Source organism: Streptomyces sp. IBSBF 2435, from assembly GCF_036815005.1.
In the GTDB taxonomy this organism is placed as follows: domain Bacteria; phylum Actinomycetota; class Actinomycetes; order Streptomycetales; family Streptomycetaceae; genus Actinacidiphila.
Genome location: NZ_JAJSYW010000036.1, coordinates 1 through 16,727 on the forward strand (window position 1 = coordinate 1; position 16,727 = coordinate 16,727).

Annotated in this window: 13 protein-coding genes; 7 read left to right on the forward strand and 6 right to left on the reverse strand. The window is 72.5% G+C overall.

Features of this window, described 5'->3' with window-relative positions; all coding sequences use genetic code 11:
• Window positions 1-35: 35 nt before the first annotated feature.
• Window positions 36-689, reverse strand: coding sequence for a response regulator transcription factor (locus tag V7E46_RS10055; RefSeq protein WP_329173883.1), 654 nt, complete (start codon window positions 687-689; stop codon window positions 36-38).
• A gap of 234 nt (window positions 690-923) precedes the next feature.
• Between V7E46_RS10055 and V7E46_RS10060 the strand changes: the two genes are divergently transcribed.
• Window positions 924-1,097, forward strand: coding sequence for a hypothetical protein (locus V7E46_RS10060; RefSeq protein ID WP_329173884.1), 174 nt, complete (start codon window positions 924-926; stop codon window positions 1,095-1,097).
• Window positions 1,098-1,235: 138 nt separating this feature from the next.
• Here the strand turns inward: V7E46_RS10060 and V7E46_RS10065 are convergent, their stop codons facing one another.
• Both V7E46_RS10065 and V7E46_RS10070 read right to left on the reverse strand, forming a co-directional pair.
• On the reverse strand, window positions 1,236-2,060 hold the full coding sequence (locus V7E46_RS10065; RefSeq protein ID WP_329173885.1) for an inositol monophosphatase family protein: 825 nt from the start codon (window positions 2,058-2,060) through the stop codon (window positions 1,236-1,238).
• A gap of 8 nt (window positions 2,061-2,068) precedes the next feature.
• On the reverse strand, window positions 2,069-3,229 hold the full coding sequence (locus V7E46_RS10070) for a ferrochelatase (RefSeq protein WP_333768096.1): 1,161 nt from the start codon (window positions 3,227-3,229) through the stop codon (window positions 2,069-2,071).
• 128 nt (window positions 3,230-3,357) lie between these two features.
• On the opposite strand from V7E46_RS10070, the gene V7E46_RS10075 reads away from it, so the two are divergent.
• From V7E46_RS10075 to sepH, 3 genes are all read left to right on the forward strand, one after another.
• Window positions 3,358-4,629, forward strand: coding sequence for an MFS transporter (locus V7E46_RS10075; protein ID WP_333768097.1), 1,272 nt, complete (start codon window positions 3,358-3,360; stop codon window positions 4,627-4,629).
• Entirely contained in the window at window positions 4,619-5,908 is a 1,290-nt protein-coding gene (locus V7E46_RS10080; protein WP_333768098.1) for a D-arabinono-1,4-lactone oxidase, read from the forward strand. Before V7E46_RS10075 ends, V7E46_RS10080 begins: the two co-directional genes overlap by 11 nt.
• Before the next feature lie 350 nt (window positions 5,909-6,258).
• Window positions 6,259-7,380 carry a septation protein SepH gene (gene sepH / locus V7E46_RS10085; protein ID WP_329182320.1) on the forward strand — a complete coding sequence of 374 codons (1,122 nt, stop codon included), beginning with the start codon at window positions 6,259-6,261 and terminating at the stop codon, window positions 7,378-7,380.
• A gap of 123 nt (window positions 7,381-7,503) precedes the next feature.
• Here sepH and V7E46_RS10090 read toward each other — a convergent pair whose 3' ends face one another.
• Window positions 7,504-8,331, reverse strand: coding sequence for a sulfurtransferase (locus V7E46_RS10090; RefSeq protein WP_333768099.1), 828 nt, complete (start codon window positions 8,329-8,331; stop codon window positions 7,504-7,506).
• A gap of 135 nt (window positions 8,332-8,466) precedes the next feature.
• On the opposite strand from V7E46_RS10090, the gene V7E46_RS10095 reads away from it, so the two are divergent.
• Window positions 8,467-9,246 (forward strand): VOC family protein, encoded by a 780-nt coding sequence (locus tag V7E46_RS10095; RefSeq protein WP_333768100.1) that lies wholly within the window; start codon window positions 8,467-8,469, stop codon window positions 9,244-9,246.
• Between the two features lie 109 nt (window positions 9,247-9,355).
• Here the strand turns inward: V7E46_RS10095 and V7E46_RS10100 are convergent, their stop codons facing one another.
• Window positions 9,356-10,597 (reverse strand): ROK family transcriptional regulator, encoded by a 1,242-nt coding sequence (locus V7E46_RS10100; protein WP_333768114.1) that lies wholly within the window; start codon window positions 10,595-10,597, stop codon window positions 9,356-9,358.
• Window positions 10,598-10,793: 196 nt separating this feature from the next.
• On the opposite strand from V7E46_RS10100, the gene V7E46_RS10105 reads away from it, so the two are divergent.
• Window positions 10,794-11,954 (forward strand): Gfo/Idh/MocA family protein, encoded by a 1,161-nt coding sequence (locus V7E46_RS10105; RefSeq protein WP_333768115.1) that lies wholly within the window; start codon window positions 10,794-10,796, stop codon window positions 11,952-11,954.
• Window positions 11,955-12,048: 94 nt separating this feature from the next.
• A complete protein-coding gene (locus V7E46_RS10110) occupies window positions 12,049-13,056 on the forward strand; it encodes a sugar phosphate isomerase/epimerase family protein (protein ID WP_329173899.1) in 1,008 nt (335 codons plus the stop codon).
• Here V7E46_RS10110 and V7E46_RS10115 read toward each other — a convergent pair.
• Complete coding sequence (locus V7E46_RS10115; RefSeq protein ID WP_333768101.1) at window positions 13,040-16,711, reverse strand: glycoside hydrolase family 3 C-terminal domain-containing protein; 3,672 nt, start codon at window positions 16,709-16,711, stop codon at window positions 13,040-13,042. The genes V7E46_RS10110 and V7E46_RS10115 overlap by 17 nt on opposite strands.
• Window positions 16,712-16,727: the final 16 nt, after the last annotated feature.

Below are 16,727 nucleotides of genomic sequence, written 5' to 3' on the forward strand. Positions count from 1 at the left end.
GCGGAGGGGAGGAGGGGGACGCGGTGGCCACGCGATCAGATCCGGTAGCCCGAGCCGGGCACGGTGACGATCACCGGTGGCTCGCCGAGCTTGCGCCGCAGTGTCATCACCGTGACCCGCACGACGTTGGTGAACGGGTCGGTGTTCTCGTCCCAGGCCTTCTCCAGCAGCTGTTCCGCCGAGACCACCGAGCCCTCGCTGCGCATCAGCACCTCGAGCACGGCGAATTCCTTGGGCGCCAGGTGCACCTCGGCGCCGTCCCTGGACACCTCGCGCCGGTTGGGGTCGAGCCGGATGCCGGAGCGCTCCAGCACCGGTGGCAGGGCCGCGGTCGTCCGGCGGCCGAGCGCGCGGACCCTGGCGGTCAGCTCGGTGAAGGCGAACGGCTTGGGCAGGTAGTCGTCGGCGCCCAGCTCCAGGCCCTCGACGCGGTCGCTGACGTCGCCTGCGGCAGTGAGCATCAGCACCCGGGTGGGCAGCCCCAGCTCGACGATCTGCCGGCACACGTCGTCACCGTGCACGACCGGGAGGTCACGATCCAGTACGACCACGTCGTAGTCGTTGACACCGATCCTCTCCAGGGCGGCGCCGCCGTCGTAGACCACGTCGACGGCCATGGCCTCGCGGCGAAGGCCGGTGGCAACCGCATCAGCGAGCAGTTGCTCGTCCTCGACGACCAGTACGCGCAAGGCGCTGTTCCTTCCGTGAGCTGTGGGAATGCTCCACCATCCTGCACCTGGCAGGGGTAAATCGGCGGTAAGTGCGCGGACCGCGGAATTTCCCCCGGGCCGGTGAGGTTTCCCCCGCGGGCACGGCGGGGAGGACGACTGAACACCCACCCACTACGCCTGCCGCGCGTTGTCGCGCGCGGCATCTGGCTTGACACATTCCCCGTGTCAACGGAGACGACGAGGGGGCGCCATATGGACGCGTTCACCACCGGAATCCTGCAGCGCATACACAGCACGGAGTCCGACCTGCGCAGGGCGCGGGAGACGGGCGACGAATTCCTCGCCGAGGTCGAGCAGGGCGAGCTGGACGATCTGCGCAGGCTCGCAGCGGAGCACGGCGTGGACGTACGGCCCAAGGTCGCCTGACCCCGAGCCGCACGCCCCGGCCCCTGGAGGGAGCCGGGGCGTTCGCATGCCCGGGTCCTGGGCGGCCCGGCCAGGTCCGGGGCGCAGTGGCCGCGCCCCGGGCTCGTCGGGCCGCCCGGGGTGCCGGGCGTGCCTGGGTCATCCCTGCCAGGCGCCCAGCTCGTCCAGCCGCTGCTGAAGCGTCTCGAAGAGCCCGGCGGGGGCGGCGACCAGCAGGTCGCCCGAGGCGCGGTCGCCGGGGCGGCCGCCGGTGAGCGCGCCGGCCTCGCGGGCGAAGAGGTCACCCGCGGCGAGATCCCACGGGTTCAGGCCGCGCTCGTAGTACGCGTCGAGCCGCCCGCAGCCGATGTCGGCCAGGTCGATCGCGGCGGAGCCGCCGCGCCGGATGTCGCGGACCTGCGGCAGCAGCGTACGCACCACCTCCGCCTGGGTCGCCCGCCGCTCGGCGCGGTAGCCGAAGCCGGTGCCGACCAGCGCGTGCGACAGCTCGGGGGCGGGCCGGCAGCGGGCCGGAGCACCGTTGACCAGCGCGCCGCCGCCCAGCACCGCCTGGTAGGTCTCGCCGCGCATCGGCGCCTCCACAACGCCGACGACCACCTCGCCGTCTTTCTCCGCGGCGATGCTGACCGCCCAGGACGGCAGGCCGTAGAGGTAGTTCACGGTGCCGTCCAGCGGGTCGATGATCCAGCGCACCCCGCTGGTGCCCTCTCGGCTGGCGCCCTCCTCGCCGAGGAAGCCGTCGTCCGGGCGCACCCGGCCGATGACGGTGGTGATCAGCTTCTCGGCCGCGATGTCCATCTCGGTGACGACGTCGATCGGGCTGGTCTTGGTGGCGGCGACGCCGAGGTCGGCCGGGCGGCCGTCCCGCAGCAGGGCGCCGGCCTTGCGGGCCGCCTCCAGGGCGACCTCCAGCAGCTCGGTGTATTCCGCGGTGCGGTCGGCCGGTGACGCTTGGGTGCTCACGTGACTCCTCAGTCCATTCCTGCGGCGGCGGGCATCGGGTTCCTGGCAGGGCAGCAGCCTGCCGGGCAGACGTCGTGGCTCGGTCCGAGCGCGCCGAGAGCGCAGCGCGCGGGGGCGGCGCCGCTCTCGGTGGCGGCCCGCTCGACCACCAGCTCGCGCACGGCGGCGGCGAACCGCGGGTCGGCCCCGACGGTGGCGGCCCGGCTGACCGGCAGGTCCAGCTCGGCGGCCTTCGCGGCCGCCTCGGTGTCCAGGTCGTACTTCACCTCCATGTGGTCGGAGACGAAGCCGATCGGCACCATGACGACGGCGGGCGCGCCCTGCTCCCGCACCTCTTCCAGGTGGTCGCAGATGTCCGGTTCGAGCCAGGGGGTCTGCGGGGAGCCGCTGCGGGACTGGTAGACCAGCTCCCAGGGGCGCTCGACGCCGTCCACCGCCCTGACCGCGTCGGCGACCAGCCGGGCGGTGTCCAGGTGCTGCGCGACATAGGCGCCGCCGTCGCCGTGGACAGGCGGCGGGCCGGAGGTGTCGGCCGCGGCGGTCGGGATCGAGTGGGTGGTGAAGGCGAGCCGGGCGCCGTCCCTGACCGCGGGAGGCAGGGCGGCCAGCGCGGCGAGCGTCGCCTCGGCCATGGGCTCCACGAAGCCGGGGTGGTTGAAGTAGTGCCGCAGCTTGTCGACGCGCGGCACCGCTCGCCCCTCGGCGGCGAGCACGGCCAGGGCGGCGGCCAGGTTCTCGCGGTACTGCCGGCAGCCGGAGTAGGAGGCGTAGCCGCTGGTGGCCAGCACCAGGACGCGGCGATGCCCCGCGGCGGAGATCTCCCGCAAGGTGTCGGTCAGATACGGCGCCCAGTTGCGGTTGCCCCAGAAGACCGGCAGGTCGAGGCCGTGTTCCGCGAAGTCCTTGCGCAAGGCGTCGAGCAGGTCGCGGTTCTGCGCGTTGATCGGGCTGACACCGCCGAAGAGGAAGTAGTGCCGGCCGACCTCCTTGAGGCGCTCGCGGGGGATGCCGCGGCCGCGCGTCACGTTCTCCAGGAACGGCACCACGTCGTCGGGTCCCTCGGGGCCGCCGAAGGACAGCAGCAGCAGCGCGTCGTAGGGGGCGGGGTCGGTGCCCGGCACCGGGGTCCCCGGCACGCGGGCGTCGGTTGTGGGTGACTGCTCTGGCATGGGTCCGATCCTGCCACCCAACGGCCGGCGACCCCGAACAGCCCCGGGCGTGCAGGGCGGGTATATCCGGTTGCCACCGTTCGTAAGCTGTATGGAGCCAGCAGAGTCCTTACGACGGAGCGCCCCTCGTGACCAGCCCCTATCGCGCGATATTCGCGGCGCCCGGCAGCAGGGCCTTCTCTGCCGCCGGCCTGGTCGGTCGGATGCCGCTGTCGATGCTGGGGATCGGCATCGTGACGATGATCTCGCAGGTCACCGGGCAGTACGGGCTCGCCGGCGCGCTGTCGGCGACCGCCGCGCTGGCCGGCGCCGCGATCGGGCCGCAGGTGTCCAGGATGGTGGACCGGTACGGCCAGGCACGGGTGCTGCGGCCGGCCGCGGCGGTCACCGTGGTCTCGGTGCTGAGCCTGCTGGCGGCGGTGAAGGGCGGGGCGCCGCACTGGACGTTCTTCGTGTGCGCGGTGGGCGTCGGCGCCACGCCGAGCATGGGCGCGATGGTACGGGCCCGCTGGTCGGCGATCCACCGCGAGGCGCCGGAACTCCTGCACACGGCGTATTCGTTCGAGTCGGTGGTGGACGAGATCGTCTTCATCCTCGGCCCGATACTGTCCATCGGCCTGTGCACGGTCCTGTTCGCCGAGGCGGGGCCGCTGCTAGCCGCGGTCTTCCTGGGGGTCGGCGTGCTGCTGCTGACCGCGCAGCGCCGCACCGAGCCGCAGCCGCATCCGCGCGCCCACCGCGGGGGCGGCTCGGCCTTGCGGGCGCCCGGCATGCCGGTGCTCATCGGGGTCTTCATCGGGACGGGCACGGTCTTCGGCGCGGTCGACGTGACCACTCTCGCGTTCGCCGACGAGCACGGCCACAAGTCGGCGGCGAGCCTGGTGCTGGCGACCTACGCCCTCGGCTCCTGCCTGGCCGGACTGGCGTTCGGCCTGATCAGACCACGTGGCAGCGCACAGGGGAGGTTCCTGCTGGGCATCTCCTTGATGGCGGTGAGTATGATCCCGCCACTACTGGTCGGAAACCTGGTGTTCCTGGCCATGGCGCTGTTCTTCTCCGGTCTGACGATCGCACCGACGATGGTGACATCGATGAGCCTGGTCGAACGGCTGGTACCGCGGGCACGGCTGACCGAGGGCATGACGTGGACCTCCACGGGGCTCGCGATCGGGGTCGCCCTGGGGGCCGCGCTCGCCGGCCGGGTGACCGACGCGCACGGCGCCTCGGCGGCGTTCGCGGTGCCCGCCGGCGCGGCGTTCCTCGCCGCGGCGGTGGCAGGACTCGGGTATCGCCGGCTGCGTCCGGCGCCGGAGCGGGAGGAGCCGCGCGGTGGGTACGACGACGGACACGGCGCGATCAGCGCGCACGACACGGTCGACGGACGCGAAGGTGTGGCGTAACTGGGCGGGGAACGTCACCGCGCGCCCGGCGCGCGCGGTGGCGCCGGCCTCGGCCGACGAGCTGGCGGCGGTGCTGCGCGCCGCCGCGGCGGACGGGCTGACGGCCAAGGCGGTCGGCTCCGGCCACTCCTTCACCTCGGCCGCCGCCACCTCCGGGGTGCTGATCCGGCCCGAGGGGCTGACCGCGATCCGCTCCATCGACCGGGCGGCCGGCACCGTGACGGCCGAGGCCGGGGTGCAGCTCAGGCAGCTCAACGCGGCGCTGGCCGCGGAGGGCCTGTCGCTGACCAACATGGGCGACATCATGGAGCAGACGGTGGCCGGCGCCACCAGCACCGGCACCCACGGCACCGGCCGCGACTCGGGCTCGATCGCCGCGCAGATCACCGCGCTCGAACTGGTCACCGCGGACGGCTCGGTGCTGACCTGCTCGGCCGACGAGCGGCCCGAGGTCTTCGCCGCGGCCCGGATCGGCCTCGGCGCGCTCGGCGTGGTCAGCGCGGTCACCTTCGCGGTCGAGCCGGTCTTCCTGCTGACCGCCCGCGAGGAGCCGATGGCCTTCGACCGGGTGATGTCCGAGTTCGACGCGCTGGTCGCGGAGAACGAGCACTTCGAGTTCTACTGGTTCCCGCACACCGACAGCTGCAACACCAAGCGCAACAACCGCAGCCAGGGACCCGCGGCGCCGCTCCCCGCGGTCCGCGGCTGGATCGACGACGAACTGCTGTCCAACGGGGTCTTCCAGGCCGCCTGCGCGCTCGGCAGGGCCGCTCCCGCCGCTATCCCGGGCATGGCCAGGATCTCCAGCAGGGCGCTGTCGGCCCGCAGCTACACCGACATCCCCTACAAGGTCTTCACCAGCCCGCGCCGGGTGCGCTTCGTGGAGATGGAGTACGCGGTGCCCCGGGAGGCGGCGGTCGACGCGATCCGGGCGCTCAAGGCGATGGTGGAGCGGTCGGACCTCCGCATCAGCTTCCCGGTGGAGGTACGGGTCGCGCCGGCCGACGACATCGCGCTGTCGACGGCGTCGGGCCGGGACAGTGCGTACATAGCGGTACACATGTACCGGGGCAGCCGGTATCAGGAGTATTTCACCGCGGTCGAGGCGATCATGACCGAGCGGGGCGGCCGGCCGCACTGGGGCAAGATGCACACCCGGGACGCGGAGTATTTCCGGGCCGTTTACCCGCGGTTCGCCGAGTTCACGGACGTGCGCGACCAGTTGGACCCGGGGCGGCTGTTCACGAACGACTACCTGCGGCGGGTGCTTGGTTCGTAGCCCTTCGCCCTTTTTGCCCCCGGCGCGTACCCCGTACGAGTGAGCCGGGTCACTCAACTCCCGCTCCGCACACCACATTCGGCGCGCGGCAGCCGCCCTCGGCTGGCCCAAATGGAGTACCGTGACGAATCCGTGCTCCCGGTTGCCCGTCCGGTCGCCCGGACGAACAGGGGGGAAGCCTCGACGGCACTCCTCCCGGTGCACGGCGATCGGTCACACTGAGTGGCCAATCGACCACCGTCCCATAACGGCGTGTCACCAGGCAGTGCCGACACGCCGGGTAACTCTGCAAGGTTGTGGCACGCTGCACCCGGGCAGGCCACACTCGTCCAACGGGAGCAGCGACGCAACTGACGTCGGCAGGCACCACCCGGGAGGTAACCGTGCCCGAACTGCGCGTCGTGGCCGTCAGCAACGACGGCACACGACTGGTGCTCAAGGCTGCCGACAGCACGGAATACACGCTCCCCATCGACGAGCGGCTGCGCGCCGCGGTCCGCAACGACCGTGCCAGGCTCGGCCAGATCGAGATCGAGGTCGAGAGCCATCTGCGGCCCCGTGACATCCAGGCGCGGATACGCTCGGGTGCCTCCGCCGAGGAGGTCGCGCAGATGGCCGGCATCCCGGTGGAGCGGGTGCGCCGCTTCGAGGGTCCCGTGCTGGCCGAGCGCGCCTTCATGGCCGAGCGGGCCAGGAAGACCCCGGTCAGGCGGCAGGGCGAGAGCACCGGCCCGCAGCTCGGCGAGGCGGTGGCCGAGCGGCTGCTGCTGCGCGGCGCGGAGAAGGAGACCGTGCTGTGGGACTCCTGGCGGCGCGACGACGGCACGTGGGAAGTGCTGCTGGTCTACCGGGTGGCCGGTGAGCCGCACTCGGCGAGCTGGACCTACGACCCGCCGCGCCGGCTGGTGCAGGCGGTGGACGACGAGGCCAGGTCGCTGATCGGCGAGACCACCCAGGCGCAGGCACAGGCGCAGGAGCCGAGCTTCCCGTTCGTGCCGCGGATCGCCAGGCTGCCGCGGGACCGCCCGCTGGACCGGGCGCTCGACCGGCAGTTGGAGCGGCCGGACCGGCAGGAGCGCGAGCCCCGGGAGGCCAGGGAGGCGCGGGCCGACGAGCGGGCCGTCCTCGCGGAGCCGGAGGAGCGCGACTCGCTGACCAGCCTGCTGGAGGCCGTGCCGAGCTTCCGCGGCGACATGGTCGTGCCCGCCCCGCCGACGGCTCCGCCGGACGCGGTGCCGGCCGCGCAGGAGCCCGCCGCCGAGGTCGAGCAGGAGACGGCGGCCCCGGCCGCCAGCGCGGGGTCCGCCTACGCCGACGTCCTGATGCCGCGGGCCGTCGCGGGCCACCGCGACCGGCTGGTCGGCACCACCGACCGCCAGGCCGAGGCGGACGGCGTCCGGCCGGGCCGCAGAGCGACCGTCCCGAGCTGGGACGAGATCGTCTTCGGCAGCCGCCGCAAGAAGCAGGAGTGATGTCCGCGTCGATGCCAGCGGTCTGACGCGGGACAGCTCGTGCCCGCGGTCTGACGCGGGGACAGCCACGGGTAAGGGGCGGCCACCCAGCTGGCCGCCCCTTACCCGTGTCCGGTGCGGGCGTCAGCCAGCCTGGCCGCCGGTGGCGACCGGGCGGGCCGGGTCCGCGGTCCACTCGCTCCAGGAGCCGGGGTAGAGGGCGGCGGGGATGCCGGCCTCGGCCAGGGCGAGGATCTCGTGGGCGGCCGAGACGCCGGAGCCGCAGTAGACGCCGACCTCCGTGCCGGGGGCCGCGCCCAGCGCGGTGAAGCGGGCGGCGATCTCCGCGGCGGCCAGGAAGGTGCCGTCGGGGGCGGAGTTGGCCGTGGTGGGGGCGTTGACGGCGCCCGGGATGTGGCCTGCCACCGGGTCGATGGGCTCGGCCTCGCCCCGGTAGCGCTCGGCGGCGCGCGCGTCGAGCAGCAGGCCGCGGCGGGCCAGCGCGGCAGCGCCGTCCGCGTCCACCACCGGCATGCCGCCGGGCCGTGCCACGAAGTCGCCGTCGCCCGGCGGCGGTTCCTCGGCGCTCAGCGGGCCGCCCGCGGCCCGCCAGGCGGCGAGGCCGCCGTCCAGCACCCGGACCCGCCGGTGGCCCGCCCAGCGCAGCAGCCACCAGGCGCGGGCCGGGCCCCAGCCGTTCCCGTCGTCGTAGACGACCACGTCGGTGTCCGCGCCGACCCCTGCCCGGCGCATGGCCGCGCCGAAGTCCTCCGCGTCAGGCAGCGGATGCCGCCCCGCGGCTCCCGGCGGCGCGGCCAGCTCCGCGTCCAGGTCGACATAACGCGCCCCGGGGATATGGCCCTTGGCGTATTCGCCATGTCCGGGCGGGCCGCCCATCCGGTAGCGCACGTCCAGCAGGACCGGCGGCACGGGGGCCGCGGCCAGCTCGGCCGCACTGATGAGAAATTCCATGTACCTATTGTGGAGGCACGGTAGTTGTCCCCGGCGCGGCCGGGCCGCGCGCGGCCGTCTGCGGTGCGACGATCTGCTGTGCCACCCCCGGGCAAGCCGGGCAGGCAGCGGGCTGCCCACGAGGAGAACGTTCGCATGACCACCGAGGTACAGAACCGGCGTCCGCCTGGCACACCCTGCCTGGCCAGTCTCATGGCACACCGGCCCGACCTGGCCCGGGACTTCTACGGGGCGCTGTTCGGCTGGGACTTCACGCCGGGGCCGCCGCAGCTCGGCTCCTACACGCTCGCCGAGGCGGGCGGCCTGCGGGTCGCCGGCATCGGCGAGGGAGCGCCGCAGGCGGACCGGCCGGCTGTGTGGACCACCGTGCTCGCCACCGACGACGTCGACCGCGCCGCGGAGTCGGTACGCGAATGCGGCGGCACGGTCGGTATCGGCCCGCTCAACGCCGGTGAGGACGGCCGGCTGGCCATCGCCGTCGACCCCTCGGGGGCCGTCTTCGGCATCTGGCAGGGCGGGCGGTTCGGCGGCGCGGACGTCACCGGCGTGCCGGGCAGTGTGGCGTGGAGCGAACTCGTCACGCACGACTCGGCCCTGGTCGGCAAGTTCTACGAAGCGGTGTTCGGTTTCGGGGTGGACCGGGCCGCCGGGGTGGACGGCGGCGAGGACCGGGCCGAACTCACCGTGGACGGGCGGGCGGTGGCCGGCGTCCACGGGGTCGGCCGCGATCTTTCCCCTGAACGGGGTGCGCACTGGATGACAGGTTTCGCTGTCGCGGACGTCGCTGCTGCGGTCCGCCTCGCTTCACGGCTCGGCGGCCGGGTCCTCTCCCCGCCCACGGCCGGCCCGCACGGTCCCACGGCCACGGTGGCCGACCCCGAGGGGGCGGTCTTCTCACTCGTGGGCCGGGTCTGAGCGAGTGCCTCCGGCCTGGTCCTCACGCCTGCTTCCCCCGGCGGTGGGCCCACTGCCGGGGGAAGGTCCCGGCAGAGGGGCGCGGGGGCAGCCCGGGGTGGGACAGAGGTCACGCCACCTCGCCGGATGCCGCCGCCGCCGACAGGAGGTACGGCGCTCCTGCCAGGACCAGGCCCGCCGCCCCGCGGACTTCGGCCCCGTCGCCGAGGCCACCTGTGACGATCTCGACCCCCCGCGCCGCGGAGGGGAGAGTGTGCCGGCGGACCCCGGCCCGCAGCGGTTCGAGCAGATCCTCGCCGGCCCCGGCAAGATCGCCGCCGACCACGATGAGCCGCGGGTTGAGCAGGGTGACGAGCGTGGACAGGGCACGCCCCACCGCGTCCCCGGCGTCGCGCACCGCGCGCAGCGCCCCGGCATCGCGCTGCTTGATCAGTGCGGGCAGGTCGCGCGCGGCGATGTGCCGGCCCCAGCTCTGCGTCAGCAGCCGGGCGATGGCGACGGGACTGGCCACCGTCTCCAGGCAGCCGCGGTTGCCGCAGCGGCAGATGAGGCCGTCGGTGATCAGCGGCAGGTGCCCGATCTCGCCGGCCAGCCCCCGCGCCCCCAGCAGCAGCTGCCCGTTGCTGACGATCCCGGCGCCGATGCCGGCCGACAGCCGGATGTAGACCATGTCGCCGACCTGCCGCCCGGCGCCGTACATCAGCTCGGCCAGCGCTCCGGCGTTCGCGTCGTTGGTGACCCGGACCGGGAGGGCGGTGCGGTGCTGGAGTTCCTCGGTGAGGTGCAGGCCGACCCAGCCCGGCATGATGCCCTCGGCGCCGAGTTCGCCGCTGCCCTTCTCCACCGGCGAGGCGATCCCGGCGCCGATGCCGAGCACCCGTTCGCGGGCCACCCCGGTCTCCTGGAGGGCGCGGCCGACGAGGACGGCCACGAGGTCGAGGGTCTCCTCCGGCGCGCGGTCGACGTCCTTGGCCACCCAGTGCTCCCACAGCACCGTCCCGAACAGGTCGCACAGGTTCACCCGTACGTGCTGGTGGCCGATGTCCGCGCCGATCGCGTAGCCCGCGGTCGGGACCAGGGACAGCGACTGCGCCGGGCGCCCGGTGCGGCGCGGCTCCGGGTCGTCGGTGTCCGGATCCTCCTCGGTGACCAGGCCGATCGCGATGAGGTCGGCGATCAGCGAGGAGACGGTGGCGCGGGACAGGCCGGTGACCCGTACCAGTTCGGGACGGCTGCTGCGCGGTGTGGCGTGCAGGGCTTCGAGGACCCGCAGCCTTCCGACCTCGCGCAGGTTGACTGGTGTGTCGATCGTGACCCCCGGGGGTGTGCATGCAGGCGCGCGGATCGTGATTCCGCGTGCCCCGCCCTCTTGCGTCCGGCCCGGTCAAGAGCCTTGACTTATGACGAACTTCAGGCAGAAACTCGCGAACTGTTCTATCCAACTCCACGAGTTTCAGTCGATGCCGGATGAATAACGATTCACGGCCCAGTGCCGCCCGAGGAGGACGCACGTGACGACGACAGCACCGCAGGCCCTGCGGATCGGCATGGTAGGCCATGCCTTCATGGGAGCGGCGCACTCGCACGCGTGGCGCACCGCGGGCCGCTTCTTCGAGCTGCCGCTGCGGGTCGAACTGACCGCGGTCTGCGGCCGGTCGGCGGAGCGCGTGCGGCAGGCCGCCGAGCAGTACGGCTGGCAGTCCACCGAGACCGACTGGCGGGACCTGGTCGCCCGGCCGGACATCGACGTGGTGGACATCTGCACTCCCGGCGACAGCCACGCCGAGATCGCGCTGGCGGCGCTGGCCGCCGGCAAGCACGTGCTGTGCGAGAAGCCGCTGGCCAACTCGGTCCGCGAGGCCGAGGAGATGGCCGCGGCGGCGCAGAAGGCGGCGGCGGACGGGGTCCGCTCGATGGTGGCGTTCAACTACCGCCGGGTGCCTGCGCTGGCGCTGGCCAGGCAGCTGGTCGAGCAGGGCAGGCTGGGCCGGATCCACCACGTGCGGGCGCAGTATCTGCAGGACTGGCTGGTGGACCCGGAATTCCCGCTGGCCTGGCGGCTGGTCAAGGACCGGGCGGGCTCCGGCGCGCTCGGCGACCTGGGCGCGCACAGCATCGATGTGGCGCAGTACCTGACCGGGCAGCGGATCTCGTCGGTGGGCGCGGTGCTGGAGACGTTCGTGACCGAGCGACCGCTGCCGGCCAGCTCCAGCGGCCTGTCCGGTACTGCGGGCAGCGAGCGCGGCTCGGTGACGGTGGACGACGCGGCGCTCTTCACCGCGCGCTTCGACGGCGGCGCGATCGGCGTGTTCGAGGCGACGCGCTTCGCCACCGGGCACAAGAACGCGATGCGGATCGAGATCAGCGGCTCCTCGGGCAGTCTGGCCTTCGACGCCGAGTCGATGAACGAGCTGTCCTTCCACGACCGCTCCGAGGACGGCACGACCGCCGGCTTCCGCCGCATCCTGGTGACCGAGCCGACCCACCCGTATCTGGACGCCTGGTGGCCGCCGGGCCACCTGATCGGCTACGAGCACACCTTCACCCACCAGGTGCGCGACTTCGTCACGGCCGTCGCGGAGGGTACGGACCCGCGTCCGTCGTTCGGCGACGGGCTCCAGGTGCAGAAGGTGCTGGCGGCCGTCGAGTCGAGCGCGGCGGCGCTCGGCGTGCACATCCCGGTGCAGGGCGCCCCCGTAAAGCCCTGAGCCGCCGCTTGCCCCGGCACGACCCCGTAACGGCACGACCTTCCCCCGGAGCTTCGCCCGGGGGTTCCCGAGCGCCTGCCACAGGAGGACGCACATGGCACGACCCGTCACCCTCTTCACCGGCCAGTTCGCCGATCTGCCCTTCACCGAGGTGTGCCGGCTGGCCTCGCAGTGGGGCTACGACGGCCTGGAGATCGCCTGCTGGGGCGACCACTTCGACGTCGAGGCGGCACTCAGCGACGACAGCTATCTGCCGCGGCTGCGCGACACCCTGGACAAGCACGGGCTGCGCTGCTGGACGATCTCCTGCCATCTGACCGGGCAGGCGGTCTGCGACCACCCGATCGACGAGCGGCACAAGGGCATCCTGCCGTCCAGGATCTGGGGCGACGGCGAGCCCGAGGGGGTGCGTACCCGGGCCGCGGAGGAGATCAAGAACACCGCGCGGGCCGCCGCCGCCTTCGGCGTCGACACCGTGGTGGGCTTCACCGGCTCATCGATCTGGCACACCGTGGCGATGTTCCCGCCGGTGCCGCCGGAGATGATCGACCGCGGCTACCAGGACTTCGCGGACCGCTGGAATCCGATCCTGGACGTCTTCGACGAGGTGGGGGTGCGCTTCGCGCACGAGGTGCACCCCAGCGAGATCGCGTACGACTACTGGACGACCGTGCGCACCCTTGAGGCGATCGGCCACCGCCCGGCCTTCGGGCTGAACTTCGACCCCAGCCACTTCGTGTGGCAGGACCTGGACCCGGTCGGTTTCCTCTACGACTTCAAGGACCGCATCTACCACGTCGACTGCAAGGAGTCGGTCAAGCAGCTGAACGGGCGAAACGGGCGGCTCGGCTCGCACCTGCCGTGGGGCGACCCGCGGCGCGGCTGGGACTTCGTCTCGACCGGGCACGGCGACGTCCCGTGGGAGCCGGTCTTCCGGATGCTCAACAGCATCGGCTACGCGGGGCCGATCTCGGTGGAGTGGGAGGACGCCGGCATGGACCGGCTGCTGGGCGCGCCCGCCGCGCTGGCGCACGTACGCGAGCTGGCCGCGATCGAGCCGCCCGCCGCATCCTTCGACTCGGCCTTCAGCTCCTCGTCCTGACCGCACGGCGACGGCCGCCGATCGCCACGGCGAACAGGTGCATGCCGACCTGGTGGTCCACCTGGGTCTTGCTGACGTCCGGCAGGGTGATCGCCTGCACGGTCTTGCCCGGCAGCAGGTCCACGGTCGCCGCGGATATGTGCACGGTCTGGGTCTGCTGTCCGCCGCCGTTGTTCAGATACGGCGTGCTGGCGGCGAAGTCGCTGCCCTGGGTGGGCGATCCGGCCCACCAGTCCGACAGCGCCAGCGCGTAGGTCTGCGTGGTGCCGTCGGTGTAGACGATGGTGCCGGTGCCCGAGGTGCTGCCGAAGGTGCTGGTGCCGACGAAGCCCAGCTTGCTTCCGCTGCCGGTGATCTCGACCGCCTGGCCGCCCGCGACGATGTTGTCGGGCTGCCCGGTGCCCGCGGTGGCGGGCCACGGGAAGGACACCCCGTCGTGGTCGGTGCTCTCCCCCGCATGCCAGCCCAGCGCGGCCAGCGCCTGGAGCGAGAAGCTGGCGCCCTCCGCGTCGATACTGCCGGTGGTGGTGTGGGCGTCGTCGCTGATGCCGGAGTTGTTGTAGGCGGCGCTCACCGAGGCGTAGGGCACGCTGACCGGCGCCTGCGCGCTGTGGGCGCCGGCCGGGGTGGTGACGGTGGCGTCCAGCGTGAAGTTGTCCGGGGTGGCGCCGTCCGGCACGGTGACCGACCAGCTGGTGGTGACCGACTGGCCAGGGCCGACCTGGTCGAAGGCCGCCGGGGTGGTGGCGGTCGCGGTCCAGCCGGCGGGGGCGGCGAGCGAGACGGTGATGTCCCGCACCGCCGAGGCGCTGCCGTTGGTGTAGGTGGTGGTCGCGGTCAGGGTGCTGCCGGCCTTGGCGATGGGCAGCGCCTTGAGGGTCAGCGAGTTGCGGACCACGACGGGCGCGGAGCCGGTGACCCCGCCGACGGTCGCCGAGACGGTGGCGACGCCGTCGGCGACGGCGTGGACGCTGCCGTTCTTGTCGACGGTGGCCACGGCCGGGTCGCTGCTGCGGTAGGTGACCTTGGCCTTGCCCAGGTCCACGAAGGACTGGTCGTTGTTGACCGCCTCGACGACGCCGTCCGCGGTGATGGAGGTGTCGCGCTGCTCCTTGCTGTGGTCGGTGTCGTCCTTGATCCACTTGTTCTTGGCGGTGAGGCTGAAGGTGTCGCCCGCGTTGTGGACGACGTCCTCCGGCTGCACGGTGACGGTCTGCACCTTCGGTGTCAGGGCGCCGCTGATCGTCACCTTGGCGCTGCCCGCGACATGGGCGGAGTCCGGGCCGACCTGGAAGCGGTAGCCGCCGGAGGGCACGGTCTGCCGGGACGCCGAGGCGTCCCACGAGGACAGGTCGGCGGCCTTGACGGTGAGGTTGAGGTGCTGGGTCTTCCCCGGCTTGAGCACCTTGGTCTTGGCGAAGCCCGCCAGCCGCTCCTTGGGCAGTTCGACGCCCGGCACGGTGAAGGGCGTGGCCGCGTAGAGCTGGGCGACGGCGGCGCCCGCGGTCTTCCCGGTGTTCGTCACGTCGACGCCGATCTTCACGGTGCCGTCCGCGGTGATCTGCTGCTTGTTCGCGGTGACGTTCGTGTACGAGAAGGTGCTGTAGCTCAGCCCGTAGCCGAAGGGGTAGGTCGGGGCGCCGGTGAAGAACTGGTAGGTGCGGCCGAGTCCGCCGGTCTCGCCGGGGGTGAGGCCGTAGTTCTGCTTGTCGGGCAGCTGCGAGTCGTCCTTGTACCAGGTGAAGTTCAGGTGCCCGGACGGATTCTGCGCGCCGAACAGCACGTCGGCGAGCGCGGTGCCCTGGGCCTGGCCGTTGTAGCCGCTGAAGACGATCGAGGACACCTTGTCCTGCTCGTCGTCGATCTTCACCGGGCCGTCGGACTGGATGACCAGCGCGAGCTTGTCGTTGCCCAGTGCCGCGGTCTGGTTGATCAGCGAGTCGTAGTTGCCGGGCATCGCGATGTTGTCGCGGTCGTTGCCCTCGTCGCCGTTGGCCTTGGTGGTGCCGACGAACAGCACGACGAGGTCGGCGGCCCGGATGTCGGCCTTGGTGCGGTCGCTGAGCACCGCGTCGGTGGTGGCGGTGGACGAGGTGCCGGCCGCGTCGTAGACGACGGAGGCGGTCGGGTCGGCCGCGTGCACCTCGTTGAGCACGCCCTGGAGCGGGCTGGTGGTGTGGGTCGGCTCGCCCGAGTAGAGGCCGAGCGAGGTCGTGTCGGCCAGGTCGCCGAGCACCACGACCTTCTTGGCCCTGGCCGGGTCGACCGGCAGCAGCGGTGCCTTGGCGGACGCCGGTCTGGCGTTCTTGAGCAGCACCAGCGAATTGTCGGCGACCTTGGCGGCCAGCGCCTGGTGCGCGGGGCTCTCGACCTGGTCCTTGGTGATGGCGGTGTACGGCACGGAGCCGGCCGGGTCGAACTCGCCGGTGGCCATCCGTACGGTGAAGACCTTCACCAGCGCGGTGTCGATGACGCCCTCGCTCAGGGCGCCGGCCCCGATGGCCTCCTCAATGTTCGCGGTGGTGGCCTCGTCGCCGGTGCAGTTCAGGTCGGTGCCGGCCCGCAGCGCGTACGCCTGCCCGCCGGCCTGCCCGGACACCGTCTTGCCTGTGGAGGTCTCGGTCCAGGTCGGGTTGTCCTTGTGGTCGGTGGTCCAGCCGGGCGGCGCCCAGTCGTGGCCGCCGGGGAAGAGCCGCCAGTTGGTGCCCACCGCGCCGCAGTCGGAGGTGATGTAGCCGCCGAAGCCGTAGGTGCGCTGGGCGAGTTCGTTGGTGGTGTAGGTGTCGGAGACCGACGGCGTGCCGTTGATCGCGTTGTACGACGTCATCAGGCCCGACACGTGGGCCTGCTCGATGAGGTCGCGGAATTGCGCGGTGTAGTAGTCGCGCAGGTCGGTGTCGTTGACGTCGGAGCTGATGCCGGTGCGGTTGTCCTCGACGTTGTTCAGGGCGTAGTGCTTGGCGGTCGCGGCGACCTTGAGGTAGCCGGTCTGCGAGCTGCCGTCCTGGTTGTTGCCCTGGTAGCCGTCGATGAACTGCCCGGCCATCTGGCCGACGAAGTACGGGTCCTCGCCGAAGGCCTCGTCGGTACGGCCCCAGCGCGGGTCGCGGTCGAGGTTGACGGTGGGCGCCCAGTAGGTGAGCGAGCCGTAGTCGTCGGCAGACGGGCCGAGGTTGTTCTGGCCCTTGTCGAAGAGCGACTTGTCGAGGAAGCCGCGTACCTCGTCGGAGATCGCGGTGCTCTCCTGGTACAGCAGGTCGCGGTCCCAGGACATCGAGGAGGCGAAGTTGGTGGGGAAGCTGGTGGAGTGGACGCCGCCCTGGACGCCGCCGTTGTGCTGGTCGGCACCGAGCTGGTTGACGCCGTGCTGGCCCTCGCTCCAGTACGTGTACTGCTGGACGCCGAGCCGCGCAATGGCGGGTCCGCTGTTCGTGCTGAGCTGCTGGACCTTCTCCTGCAGGGTCATCCGGGACACCAGGTCCGCGGCGCGCTCCTGGAAGGAGTAGTGGGTGTCCAGGTAGATCGGGGTGGCCGCCGCCGTCGCGCGCGGGGTGTCGGCAGCGGCCGTACTCCCGTAGCCCGCGGTCATCGCGGCGGCGCACGCAAGGGCGCACGCTGCCGCAAGTCCCGCACGCCGGCGCTTTCGCTGGTCCATCCTGCCTCCGTCGTCA

What these genes read in the sequence shown, in the direction of transcription:
- V7E46_RS10095 (WP_333768100.1), top strand. Translation starts at nt 8,467, where the DNA reads ATGACCACCGAGGTACAGAACCGGCGTCCGCCTGGCACACCCTGCCTG.
- V7E46_RS10090 (WP_333768099.1), bottom strand. Translation starts at nt 8,331, where the DNA reads ATGGAATTTCTCATCAGTGCGGCCGAGCTGGCCGCGGCCCCCGTGCCG.
- V7E46_RS10115 (WP_333768101.1), bottom strand. Translation starts at nt 16,711, where the DNA reads ATGGACCAGCGAAAGCGCCGGCGTGCGGGACTTGCGGCAGCGTGCGCC.
- V7E46_RS10105 (WP_333768115.1), top strand. Translation starts at nt 10,794, where the DNA reads ATGGTAGGCCATGCCTTCATGGGAGCGGCGCACTCGCACGCGTGGCGC.
- V7E46_RS10060 (WP_329173884.1), top strand. Translation starts at nt 924, where the DNA reads ATGGACGCGTTCACCACCGGAATCCTGCAGCGCATACACAGCACGGAG.
- V7E46_RS10070 (WP_333768096.1), bottom strand. Translation starts at nt 3,229, where the DNA reads ATGCCAGAGCAGTCACCCACAACCGACGCCCGCGTGCCGGGGACCCCG.
- V7E46_RS10110 (WP_329173899.1), top strand. Translation starts at nt 12,049, where the DNA reads ATGGCACGACCCGTCACCCTCTTCACCGGCCAGTTCGCCGATCTGCCC.